Source organism: Shinella sp. 20P9.1.1, from assembly GCF_057798995.1.
Genome location: NZ_JBYOLC010000013.1, coordinates 162,653 through 174,095 on the forward strand (window position 1 = coordinate 162,653; position 11,443 = coordinate 174,095).

Below are 11,443 nucleotides of genomic sequence, written 5' to 3' on the forward strand. Positions count from 1 at the left end.
GAAGGGCGGCCGAGGGCCGCCCTTGCCAAATCTCGGCCACATTCCCCGTGTTTGAGACGGGTGCGGGTTTCCGGCAGCCTGGCGAAAGAATTTCCGGTTAAGAATTTATGAAGTATAAGCCGGTTACGACTGCGCGTCCGCCCGCCCGGCGCGACGGCATGCGATCTGACGATTGTTGACGGACTTCTCTAATGCGCCTGACTGTTCTTGCCGCCGTATCGCTTCTTGCCGTTGCCGCCGCCGGCTGCACGAATGAAACACTCGACTCGTTCGACAAGGCCGATGTCGATCTCAAGAGGGTGTCCAGCAAGACCAATTACCAGCTCTCGCCGTCGGTTCTGTCGAAGATGTCGGCCATGAATATGGACCGCGCCTCGCCGATCATGCTGCGCATCTTCAAGGAAGAAGGCCGGCTGGAGGTCTGGAAGGCCGATCGCTCGAACCGGTTCCAGCAGCTGCGCAATTACAAGATCTGTGCCTGGTCGGGCAAGCTCGGACCCAAGACCAAGGAAGGCGACCGTCAGGCACCGGAAGGGTTCTATCCGCTCTCCAAGGCGAATTTGAACCCGAATTCGAGTTACTTCCTCGCGATCAACACGGGTTTTCCGAACAGCTATGACCGTGCCCAGAAGGCGAGCGGCACCAACCTGATGATCCATGGCGCCTGTTCGTCCTCCGGCTGTTATTCGATGACGGACGAGCAGATGCTGGAAATCTTCGCTTTCGCCCGCGACGCCTTCGGCGGCGGCCAGTCGACGATCCAGCTGCAGGCCTTCCCCTTCCGCATGACCGCGGAAAACATGGCGCGGCATCGCGACAATCCCAATATCGAATTCTGGAAGATGCTGAAGGTCGGCTACGACCATTTCGAAGTGACCAAGCGGGCGCCGGAGGTCAATGTCTGCGAGAAGAAATACGTCTTCAACCAGCAGTCCGACAAGCCGTTCTCGGCCGGCGGCGCCTGCCCGGCCATGACGACCCCCGGTGCGCTCGAATCCGCGCTCGCCAGCTACAACAAGACCTATGCCGCGTCCTACGCCACCGCGATGCGCAAATATAACGGCACGGTGTGGATCGAGCCGTCGGAAGCGCAGCGCAAAGCGATCGTCGCCGACCAGCGCAAGGGCCGCGAACTCGCCTATGCGCCAACGGGCAATTCGCTCGATGCCGGCAAGCTGATGACCGAGCGCGAGATCGCCGAGCAGAAGCGCAAGGCCGAAGAGGCCGAGCAGCGCAAGGTCGAAGCCGCCGAGCGCGCCGTGCGCGAAGCCGAGGAAGCCAAGAACAAGGCCGCCGCCGATTTTGCCGCCGATGTCGCCGCCGAAAAGGCGGAAAAGCTGGCCAAGGGCGAGGGCGCCCTGCCGGTGCCGGAACAAAATCCCGGCATGGCGGCCGTCGAGAAGAAGGAAAAGAAGTCCTTCTGGCAAACTTTGACCGGAGGAAGCCAGCCGCGCAGGGTTGAAGAGGCCCGGCCTGTGGTAACCGAGAACGCCGGGCAGGCGGCCTTCCAGAACGGCCAGCAGCCGGTGAAGGCCGGCGAAACGGCCATCGCCGCCAATAAAACCGTTGCGACCAACACTGAGGCCGTTGCCACCCTTCCCGTTGCGGGCGGCGAGGCGGGCCAGCAGGTCGTTGAAGAGGCCGCGAAGAAGCCGTTCTGGAAGTTCTGGCAGAAATGACGGCGGCAGGCGAAGCCGAGGTCTATGACCTGCGCGGGCTGAAATGTCCGCTGCCGGTGATGAAGACGCGCAAACGCCTGTCGACAATGGCCGCCGGTGCAAGCCTCTGGGTCGAGACGACGGACCCGCTTGCGGTGATCGATATCCCGCATTTCTGCCATGAGGATGGCCACGCGCTGGAAGCCAGCGAGCGCGTCGAAGCCGGGCATCGTTTCCTGATCCGCAAGAAGATCTGAGCCTTCGGAGGCTTCGCACAATTATGCGGGAATGTAGGTCAGCCGGATAACGTTTTCGCCGATGCGGTCGCTAGCCGTAAGGCGCAGCGGCGGTCGCGGGCCGGAGAAATACCGTTTCCCGCTTCCGATCACGAAGGGGTGCAGGTACATCCTGTATTCATCGACAAGGCCAAGGTCGGTCAGGCTTTGCGCCAGTTCAGGGCCGGACACTTCAATCACCCCGTCCAGCTGTGTCTTAAGGCCGTTGATTGCCGCTGGGAGATCGCCAGCGATGAGCGTGGCATTCGGTCCGACTGATGTCAGTGAGCGTGATACGACCCATTTCGGCTGGCTGCGCCACGCCTCTGCATAGGCATGTTTCTCCGCGTCCCATTCGGCGTGATCGTCGTCCCAGTAGCGCATCACCTCGTACATGCGGCGGCCGTAGATGCTGCCGGCGAGGCCGCGCACGTCATCGATGAAATGGCGAAAGAGCGCGGGTTCGGGCGCGAATGCCATGTGATCGACATAGCCGTCCAGGGACTGGTTCAAGGCATAGACGAGCTTTGCCATGCGAAACTTCCTTTCCTCCCGGCGGACCTCGCTGGCGGCCGCCCTCTAGAACCGAAAACCCGGAACCGCGAGCGGGTTGTCTTCCAAGGCCGCCCGATCCGGCCGGTCGATCTTCGGCGTGCCGGTGAAGGCGTCGAAGAGGTCGCGCACGAAGGCTTCAGGCAGATCCTTGGTGATCAGCACGAGCCGCGTGCGGCGATCGGCAGGGTCCGGCCAGGCGGCCAGCCGCTCCGGCGGGTGGAAGACGCTCTGCACGCCATGCAGCACGACCGGGCGATCCGGATTGGTCGAGAGTTGGACGATGCCCTTCATGCGCAGCAGCTTGTCGCCATGGGCGGAGCGCAAGAGATCGACGAACAGGTCGAGCGCCATCGGGTCGATGGCGCGGTCGTGCACGATACTGAAGGAGCGGATCGTCGCGTCGTGGCGCGTCACGTCATGGGCATGCTGGTGGCCGCGCTCATGGTGATGACCGTGCTCATGGTGGTGGTGATCATGCCCGTGGTCATGCTCGTGATGGTGGTGATGGCCGGCATGGCCATGCGCTTCGTCATGCAGCCAGCGGCGGACGTCGGGAATCTTGCTGCCGGGATCGTAGAGGCCGTTGGCCAGCAGGTCGGGGCCGACGAGGCCGGGCGTATCGACATCGGAGACGAGGGCGCGCGGATTGAGCGCGGCGATCTCGCGTTTCACCGCCTCCAGCGTCGCCGCATCGGCAAGCGTCGTCTTGCTGATCAGCACGCGATCGGCGACGGCGACCTGCTTGACGGCTTCGGGATGGTTGGCGAGCGTCGAGAGGCCGTTGGCCGCATCGACGACGGTGATGACGCCATCGAGGCTGAAGGAATGAGCGAGTACCGGGTTGCCCATGACGGCCTGCAGCACGGGGGCGGGATCGGCAAGGCCGGTGGTCTCGATCACCACGCGCTTCAGCGGCTGAATCTTGCCGCTCTGCATGCGGTCCATCAGGTCGGCGAGCGTATCGACCAGTTCGCCGCGGATCGTGCAGCACAGGCAGCCGTCCGAAAGCTCGATGATGCCGTCGCCGGATTGTTCGACAAGCAGGTGGTCGATACCGACTTCACCGAACTCGTTGATGATGACGGCCGTATCGGTCAGCGTCGGGTCCTTCAGCAGGCGGTTGAGCAGGGTCGTCTTGCCTGCGCCCAGAAAGCCGGTCAGCACGGAAACCGGCACGCGCCGCTCGATAAGGCTCATGTCTTGTCCCATCAGAAGGCCGGTCGCGGAATCGGAATCGGGATGTTGACGGCATCGCCCATATCCCTGGAGGCGACTTCGTCATTGCCGGCGGGCGTGGCCGTGTCGCTGCTCATCAGGCCGGCGAAGACCAGTTTCAGCGGCCGGTTCACCTCGTGGATATAGGGTGACAGGAGTTTCTGGCGGCCCGCTTCGTCGCGCCCTTCGCTGCGCACCTTGGCGGCATGCTTCGAGCAGATCTCCTGCGAGATATCGGCAACCTCGTTTCGCGTTTCCCCATAGGGACGGAGCTGGCCGAGCGTCGGCACCTTGGCGGCCCGCATGGTCAGGCCCTTTTCCAGCATGCCGGCCGAAATATCGGCGCGTGCGCCAAGGCTTTCTGAGCCGAGCACGACGGAGACGACCGAACGGCCGTTGCGGGTGGCCGAGGAGACCTGGTTGAAACCGGAGGCGCAGATGAAGCCGGTCTTCATGCCGTCGGCGCCGTCGAAACGGCCGATCAGCATGTTGTAGTTGGGGTACTGCTTCTTGCCGGTCGTAAAACCTTCCAGCGCGAAATAGGACGAATATTGCGGAAATTCGCGCTTCAGCGTCACGGCGAGCACGGCAAGGTCGCGCGCCGTCGTATATTGGCCCTTGCCGGGCAGGCCGTGCGGGTTGATGAAGTGCGACGAACTCATGCCGATGCGCGAGGCCTCGGCGTTCATGCGATCGACAAAACCCTGTTCGGACCCGCCGATCGATTCGGCGATGGCGACGGCCACGTCATTGGCCGATTTGACGAGGATGATCTTCAGCGCGCTATCGAGCGTCATCTTCTGGCCGGGCTTGAAATACATCTTGCTCGGCGGCTCGGCGGCGGCGTTCTTCGTCATGATGACGGGGCTTTCCAACGACATCTCGCCGGCCTTGATGGCGCGAAAGACCGTGTAGGCCGTCATCAGCTTGGTGAGCGAGGCGGGATACCAGCGCTGGAACGCATCCTCGTGCTCGATGACCTGCAGCGTGTTGACATCCACCAGCATGCGCGGATTGGCATCGGCAACATTGGCCAGAGAGGCTGTAAACAGCAGGGCGGCGCTCACAAGCGCAGCAGCCCGGCGCACCGGTCGTCCGTTCGTCTGCAAAGGTCTGTCCTCGAAATCGGGAGTTGTCTCGAACCGTCGCCCTATTTAACCTATATGGCACCGTGATGGCAAAGCCATCGGAGCGAGATGGCCAAATTTCCGGCCGAACATGACAGGAAACCCGCATGCCCGTTCTCAACCGCGCCGCCGAAATGCAGGACGAAATCGCCGAATGGCGCCGCCAGATCCACCGGGAGCCGGAATTGCTCTTCGCGGTGGAAAAGACGGCGGCCTTCGTGGCGGACAAGCTGAAGGAATTCGGCGTCGATGAAATCGTGACCGGCATCGGCCGCACCGGTGTCGTCGGCATCATCCGCGGCAAAAGCGAGGGGCGCACCATCGGCCTGCGCGCTGACATGGACGCGCTGCCGATCGACGAGACGAGCGGCAAGCCTTGGTCCTCGACCGTCAAGGGCAAGATGCACGCCTGCGGCCATGACGGCCACACCGCCATGCTGCTCGGTGCCGCAAAATATCTCGCCGAGACGCGCAATTTCGCAGGCGCCGTCGCGGTCATCTTCCAGCCCGCCGAAGAAGGCGGTGGCGGCGGCAACGAAATGGTCAAGGACGGCATGATGGAGCGCTTCGGCATTGCCGAGGTCTACGGCATGCACAATCTGCCCGGCATGCCGGTCGGCTCGTTCGGCACGCGCCCAGGCCCGATCATGGCGGCGACGGACGAGTTCACCATCACCGTCAAGGGTCGCGGCGGTCACGCGGCCCTGCCGCACAAGACGGTGGACCCGATCGTCATCGGTTCCTACGTCGTCACAGCACTCCAGACCATCGTCTCGCGCGTCGCCGACCCCATCGCCTCGCTGGTCGTCTCCGTCACCAAATTCAATGCCGGCTTCGCGCACAATGTCATACCGGAGACGGCACAGCTTGCCGGCACGGTGCGCACGCTGAACCCCGACATGCGCGAGGAGGCCGAGGCCCGCATCCGCCAGATCTGCGGCGGCCTGGCCGCCGCGCACGGTGCGGAGATCACCGTCAGCTACCACCGCAACTATCCGGTCACCGTGAACCATGCGGACGAGACCGGCCACGCTGTGTCCGTCGCGCAGGATATCGCCGGCATCGCCGCGGTCGATCCGTCGCTCAATCCGATGATGGGCGGCGAGGATTTTTCCTACATGCTGCTTTCGCGCCCCGGCGCCTTCATCTTCCTCGGCAACGGCGATACGGCCGGCCTGCATCACCCGGCCTATGATTTCAACGATGACGCCATCCCCCATGGCGTGACCTACTGGGTCAAGCTCGCCGAAAGCCGGCTGGCCGCCTGACGAAAAAGAGCCCGGCTGCAGGGACAAACAGCCGGGCAAGTCAGGGGAGGATCGGCAAGGTGCTGCGATCTTATTCGCAGACGCGGACCTTCTTGATGATCAGGTTGCCCCACTTGTCGTAGTGCTTCACCTTCTTCCAGAAGCAGTCGTAGCCATAATCGTCATCGTAGAAGGTGACCTGGGAGTGGCCCCAGCCATTGCCATGATGGCCGTGACCCCAGCCATGACCGCCGCCGAAATCGAAGCCGATGGAAAGGCCGCCGGCCTGCGAGGGGGCGGCGAAGGAAAGCGCTGCGACAGTGGCGACGACAGCGGAAAGCATGATCTTGCGCATGGACATTCTCCTTGGTGGTTTGGTGGATGGAGCCATCTCCATCCGATGACCCGAATGTCTCATGTCCCGGCCTTTCGCGCTGTTCCCGATGGAACCCGCCCCTCGCCGGCCCGAAAATCGCTTGGCTTCAAGCCCGAGCTTTTGTATGGGTTCACACAGTGGTCCCGTAGCTCAGCAGGATAGAGCACTTTTAATAGCGCGGAGGTTTACCGACCTCAGCAATATGCTGGGATATCAAATCTTTAGCTGATGGGTAAACTTACCGGACTAGGCCCGTTTTCGGGCGGGGTCATCTTTACGGTGCTCAATCCAGCGAACACCAGCGCCAAACTCCCGCCCTTCCTTCGTGATCTCGATATTGAGTTCACGAAGAGTGTTTTCCAGTTTCTCGGCAGTGGCCTTGTTCAGGCCCATTAAAACGTCCTGCTCAAGTTTAGCTATAAAAGTTCGGCTAACACCCGACCGAATTGCGAGCTTGTCCTGAGACAAATCCGCGAGCCCACGAGCGCAACGGAATAGCCGACCCCTGAAAGGGTCAGGCCTTCCGGGGCTTCGCCACCTTAGCCCCTCACCGTGGTTTTCAGTTAGTTCAAAGAATTCTACACCCTCTCGTTCGTAATACGCTTGGACGATCAGAGCACCGCGCGGATGAAGAACGTGCTTACCAGCCTCTAGATTATACAAAAACTGGCTTTTCAAATCGCATGCGCTCTCGACTTTCTCTTGCGTGAAGCCGAGCAGAAAACGCGCAGCGCGTAAAAGATCGAAGGATGCATCCATACCGCCAAAAACGAGGCGAACGAGAGGATGTCAACATATCCTGTTTTTCGATCTTATTTTTCGATTTTCGATTTTATATTTTGATTTTCGATCACGAATCATGTCTTTTGGTTTTCGCGCGGGGCGAATCAAACCGGCCCGTATTGTCTGGTGAAGCCGCAAATTGCGATTCCTTTGTTCGACTCGAACCCAGTAAGGGTGCCTTCATGACGCCAAATCCACTCGAAGATGTCGCTTCCGCCACCGAACTTCCCGACCTTGTTGCGCGCATACGTGCATTGGCCTCATCCTTGGAGCAGTACGCTTTGCACGGTCCTTCAGTTGTGTCTCCTGAGGTGACCATCTCCCAATGGGTGCTAGGTAAGCGAGTTGTTCCAATTCTTCTTGGTAAGATGAAAGGCCACCCAACAATCCAGGACGGAAAAGTAGGAGCGACGACCGAGCTGTTTTTCTACGATCCGGAGGTCGGTCTCGCTCGCACTTTCAATCGCTGGTACCGACTTGATCCAGATATCCTGCGGAGCATGGGGGTGCTTCAATGATGTCCTTCGAACGTGACGTCTTTGGCACAGCCCATCGGTGCTGAAATGAGCGAAAGGCAGGGTTATCAGGTCGACGAGTTTATCGATGCACTGCGGTCAGTCGCAGACGCCACGCGAGAACTCAATCGTGTACTTAGGAAAACGCCTCAACGGCTGTATCGCAGACGAGGCAGGGAATTGCTTGAGAAGAGCCCCCATGAATTCCTCGCATATTGTGCTCTGGTACGCGTCCTAAAGCGTAAACATGAGTTTCTCTGGAAAAGCGGCGGCGTCCTAGTTGTGCGAGTACCGACGCATTGGCCTTTGGAGGATTTTGAACCTCTGGCGGACTTCTGCTTTGGGACAAGCAAAAATAGGGACACGTTGGATTTCAGCGTATGCTGTAACAGCCCCAGGAACCGGAAGGGCAAATGGGAATTCCAGCCACAAAAGTACCTCGCAGCACCAAGAACCATCGTCTTCGTCCCGAAAGGAGCCGAGCTGCATCCCGAATTCGAGACGGCGGCCGACTGGACAGTCGATCTGGAGGTTTTCGATGGCCGAAGTGTTGCTAGTCTTTGTAGGTTTCTGGGAAATGGAGAGCTTTCTGACGATGACAGGGAATTCCTTCAGCATCAGGACGTCGGCCTGATCGACAGTACATTCCGTCGCGGTAGGTTAGCAGAACGGGCTATCGGGCGGCTTAGGAAACTCGCGTCGCAAGCGGCTAACAACAAACAAATCCTTCCTTTGTCGTCATTTGGTGCGGCGGGCGAGTGGGCAGAACGCCTGAAGCGCGATCTTGCGCTTTGGAGGGAAGGAGTTCTCCCCTGGAATCAGGTCGACAAAGGAATTCTGCTCTATGGACCTCCTGGAACCGGCAAGACGACATTTGCGAAATCGTTAGCCGTCGAGTGCGATGCCCACTTTATCGCGTCCTCACTCGGTCAATGGCAGAGTTCAGGGCACATGGGCGATCTGCTCAAAGCGATGTACGCGACTTTTGCGGAAGCAAAGGCGTCTGCTCCCTCGATTTTGTTGGTGGACGAGTTCGATTCTTTCGGACATCGGGCGAAGCTTTCCGGTGACAATGCGCAGTACATGTTGGAAGTCATCAACGCGATGCTTGAAGCCGTGGACGGCGCTACCGGCCGTGAAGGTGTGATCATCGTCGCGGCGAGCAATCTTCCTGAACGAATTGACCCGGCATTCCTTCGTCCTGGGCGTTTGGAAAAACACATCGAGTTGTCGAAACCCGATACTGCAGGCCGAGAGGCAATCCTCACGCACTATCTGCCTGAGTTCTCCGCCAATGGGGCCCTGAAAGAGGTCGCGAGGAATTTGAACGGCAAAAGCGGTGCCGATCTTGAGTATATAGCTCGCCAAGTCCGGCAGCGTGCACGAGACGAAAGCCGATCCCCTAAGATCGCAGACATTGTCGAATTGGTGCCGGTCTTCACTCCGTTAAACCCGGATGAATTATGGCGAATATGTCTTCACGAAGCAGGCCATGCTGTGCTCGCGAAGGTTTTCGACATCGGCATTGTCACCTCGGTCGAAATCTACACGGATGATCATCGTGCCGACCAAGACGATGATATTCACGGTCGAACAGTAATCTTCGCCCCGCAGGTCACATTGCACACCGAGAATGCTTATCGTGCCGAAATCGCCATGAAACTTGCTGGTCTCGCGGCCGAGGAAGTCTTCGTCGGAGACCGATCAACAGCTTCCGGCGGCCTGGAGAAAGGCGACCTTTTCGAAGCAACCGAATTGGCCGTCCGGATGGTTGGCATGTTCGGAATGGGCAACACATTGCACGTCTTACCGGTCCGTTTCCTCGACACCAAAGATGCAGCGCTGTTTCAAAAATACCCGTTCATTCAGAAGGAGATCGATGACATTTTACAGTCCACATTGGAAGAAGCACGTAAAACCCTTGCAAAACATAAGGATGTCGTCATCTCGTTGGCCGAAGCCTTGAGACGGAAGCGCAATGTTTCCGGGCGTGACTTGGACGCTCTTCTCCGTCCCCTGCCTTCTGCCAACGCCCGTGCCGTTTTTGCCAGCGGCCGCGACCTAAACAACCGGCCCTTGGCACCGTAGCACGCAGGCTGGCGGGCCATCCGTCAGGCAAGGCAGCTGTGTAGCGCATCTCTAACAAACACCCGAAGACGTATGAGGTAAGCCCATGCGCGCATGGATCGTCAGTGATATGCATGTTCATGACCCGGCAAGCGCGCAAATAACGATACCTGACGCTGATATCTGTCTGCGCCGGAGACGTTTCCGGCCACATTGACGTCACTTGGAGCAATCTACAGCAAACAATTGCGCCTCAAATGCCTGTTGTTGCTGTACTCGGGAACCATAATTTCTATCACGGTACCATAGACGCTGTGCTGGAAATCATGCGCACGCGAACACATGGAACGAATATCACAATCTTGGAAAACAGCACTGTCGAGATTGGAGGTGTCCAAGTCATCGGCGCGACCTTGTGGACCGAATTTCCTGTTGCCGTTCGGCGGTCCTGGTCCAGAACTCAAGCTACCGTTTCGAAAGAACGCAGCTATTGATGCATGTCAGAAGCTTATGGTGGATTTCCGAGCCATTTACGGATCACCGAGCTATGGAGCGGCCGGTTTGATATCGCCAGATGAAATGATCGGTCGACATGAAGTAAGCCGGTCCTTCATCACCAACGAACTGGTCAAGCCGTTCCAGGCAGACGCATCGTCATTACGCACCACGCCCCTTCACCATTGTCTCAGGACCCCCGCTACATCGGAAGTGCAACAAATCCGGCATTGATGTCTGATCTGACAGACGTCTTTGAACGAGGAGAGCCTGATTTCTGGATACATGGCCATGTTCATCAGTATTTCGACTATATGATTGGAGAGACGAGAATCATATGTAATCCCAAGGGGTACCGCAGAGAAAATACCGATTTTAGACCAGAATTAGTGATCGATATCTGACCACTGGCGGGAAGCGAAATCTTTTATGCGCGAGAATGTTGCGCCGGTATCGCCAAAATTGCATAATTTCACATCGATCCACGAGTCTGCTCTCATGCTTTTCCTACATATCTCTGACATCCATTTCTCCAGTGGTGACCTCGAAAAGCCATACGACCCAAACCTTGGCCTTCGCGGGGATATGATTGATGATATCAAGACTATGCGCGCCGAACTTGGAAGGCCGATAGAGGCTATACTCATATCCGGCGACATTGCTTACCACGGGCGAAAAGATGAGTTCGATTTCGCACTGACATGGCTCAAGGAGGAGCTTTGTCCTACCTGTGGCTGCACTATCGAAGACGTCGTGGTTATTCCTGGAAATCATGACGTCGATAGAAAGGCCACACAAGCACCAATGCATGTCGATGCGCGTGGTCGACTTCGTGAGGTTCCCATCTCACAAGCGAACGCAGCAATAACTAGATATCTCGACGATGAGGCATCATCGCAGATGCTGTTTAAGCCGATTGAAAATTACAACCGGTTCGCATCGAATTTTGAGTGTCAGATCGGGTTTCTCAACAAGGAAACCGGCACAAAACCTTACGTTCTGCAAACTTTCAAGCTTAGTGATGGCTCTACCTTGAAGGTTTGGGGTTTCAACTCTGTTCTCGTTTGCGATGCCGAAGATAATAAAGACAATATGTTTGTCGATCCTTCTGCTGCCCAAATAATCAGGAG

Annotated in this window: 11 protein-coding genes; 6 read left to right on the top strand and 5 right to left on the bottom strand. The window is 58.3% G+C overall.

What is annotated here, in order from left to right; all coding sequences use genetic code 11:
- The first annotated feature begins 191 nt into the window (after positions 1–191).
- On the top strand, positions 192–1,679 hold the full coding sequence (locus AC27VQ_RS21450; protein WP_488717877.1) for a L,D-transpeptidase family protein: 1,488 nt from the start codon (positions 192–194) through the stop codon (positions 1,677–1,679).
- Positions 1,676–1,915: a sulfurtransferase TusA family protein gene (locus tag AC27VQ_RS21455; RefSeq protein ID WP_488717878.1), complete on the top strand. Its 240-nt coding sequence runs from the start codon at positions 1,676–1,678 to the stop codon at positions 1,913–1,915. Before AC27VQ_RS21450 ends, AC27VQ_RS21455 begins: the two co-directional genes overlap by 4 nt.
- Before the next feature lie 21 nt (positions 1,916–1,936).
- On the opposite strand, the gene AC27VQ_RS21460 is transcribed toward AC27VQ_RS21455, so the two are convergent.
- The 3 genes from AC27VQ_RS21460 to AC27VQ_RS21470 are packed head-to-tail and all read right to left on the bottom strand — an operon-like array spanning position 1,937 to position 4,812.
- Positions 1,937–2,467: a dihydrofolate reductase family protein gene (locus AC27VQ_RS21460; RefSeq protein ID WP_488717879.1), complete on the bottom strand. Its 531-nt coding sequence runs from the start codon at positions 2,465–2,467 to the stop codon at positions 1,937–1,939.
- Positions 2,468–2,512: 45 nt separating this feature from the next.
- On the bottom strand, positions 2,513–3,685 hold the full coding sequence (locus AC27VQ_RS21465) for a CobW family GTP-binding protein (protein WP_488717880.1): 1,173 nt from the start codon (positions 3,683–3,685) through the stop codon (positions 2,513–2,515).
- 11 nt (positions 3,686–3,696) lie between these two features.
- A complete protein-coding gene (locus AC27VQ_RS21470) occupies positions 3,697–4,812 on the bottom strand; it encodes a D-alanyl-D-alanine carboxypeptidase family protein (protein WP_488717881.1) in 1,116 nt (371 codons plus the stop codon).
- Positions 4,813–4,937: 125 nt separating this feature from the next.
- Between AC27VQ_RS21470 and AC27VQ_RS21475 the strand changes: the two genes are divergently transcribed.
- On the top strand, positions 4,938–6,098 hold the full coding sequence (locus AC27VQ_RS21475) for a M20 aminoacylase family protein (protein ID WP_488717882.1): 1,161 nt from the start codon (positions 4,938–4,940) through the stop codon (positions 6,096–6,098).
- Between the two features lie 70 nt (positions 6,099–6,168).
- Here AC27VQ_RS21475 and AC27VQ_RS21480 read toward each other — a convergent pair whose 3' ends face one another.
- Positions 6,169–6,432 carry a hypothetical protein gene (locus AC27VQ_RS21480; protein WP_421592636.1) on the bottom strand — a complete coding sequence of 88 codons (264 nt, stop codon included), beginning with the start codon at positions 6,430–6,432 and terminating at the stop codon, positions 6,169–6,171.
- Positions 6,433–6,699: 267 nt separating this feature from the next.
- A complete protein-coding gene (locus tag AC27VQ_RS21485; RefSeq protein WP_488717883.1) occupies positions 6,700–6,846 on the bottom strand; it encodes a hypothetical protein in 147 nt (48 codons plus the stop codon).
- Between the two features lie 356 nt (positions 6,847–7,202).
- Between AC27VQ_RS21485 and AC27VQ_RS21490 the strand changes: the two genes are divergently transcribed.
- From AC27VQ_RS21490 to AC27VQ_RS21500, 3 genes are all read left to right on the top strand, one after another.
- Positions 7,203–7,754, top strand: coding sequence for a hypothetical protein (locus AC27VQ_RS21490; RefSeq protein ID WP_488717884.1), 552 nt, complete (start codon positions 7,203–7,205; stop codon positions 7,752–7,754).
- Between the two features lie 21 nt (positions 7,755–7,775).
- Positions 7,776–9,839, top strand: a complete 2,064-nt coding sequence (locus tag AC27VQ_RS21495) for an AAA family ATPase (RefSeq protein WP_488717885.1) — start codon at positions 7,776–7,778, stop codon at positions 9,837–9,839.
- Positions 9,840–10,742: 903 nt separating this feature from the next.
- Positions 10,743–11,443: metallophosphoesterase family protein (locus AC27VQ_RS21500; RefSeq protein WP_488717886.1), on the top strand; the 701-nt coding region annotated here is incomplete at its 3' end.

What these genes read in the sequence shown, in the direction of transcription:
- AC27VQ_RS21450 (WP_488717877.1), top strand. Translation starts at nt 192, where the DNA reads ATGCGCCTGACTGTTCTTGCCGCCGTATCGCTTCTTGCCGTTGCCGCC.
- AC27VQ_RS21455 (WP_488717878.1), top strand. Translation starts at nt 1,676, where the DNA reads ATGACGGCGGCAGGCGAAGCCGAGGTCTATGACCTGCGCGGGCTGAAA.
- AC27VQ_RS21460 (WP_488717879.1), bottom strand. Translation starts at nt 2,467, where the DNA reads ATGGCAAAGCTCGTCTATGCCTTGAACCAGTCCCTGGACGGCTATGTC.
- AC27VQ_RS21465 (WP_488717880.1), bottom strand. Translation starts at nt 3,685, where the DNA reads ATGAGCCTTATCGAGCGGCGCGTGCCGGTTTCCGTGCTGACCGGCTTT.
- AC27VQ_RS21475 (WP_488717882.1), top strand. Translation starts at nt 4,938, where the DNA reads ATGCCCGTTCTCAACCGCGCCGCCGAAATGCAGGACGAAATCGCCGAA.
- AC27VQ_RS21480 (WP_421592636.1), bottom strand. Translation starts at nt 6,432, where the DNA reads ATGCGCAAGATCATGCTTTCCGCTGTCGTCGCCACTGTCGCAGCGCTT.
- AC27VQ_RS21485 (WP_488717883.1), bottom strand. Translation starts at nt 6,846, where the DNA reads ATGGGCCTGAACAAGGCCACTGCCGAGAAACTGGAAAACACTCTTCGT.
- AC27VQ_RS21490 (WP_488717884.1), top strand. Translation starts at nt 7,203, where the DNA reads ATGCATCCATACCGCCAAAAACGAGGCGAACGAGAGGATGTCAACATA.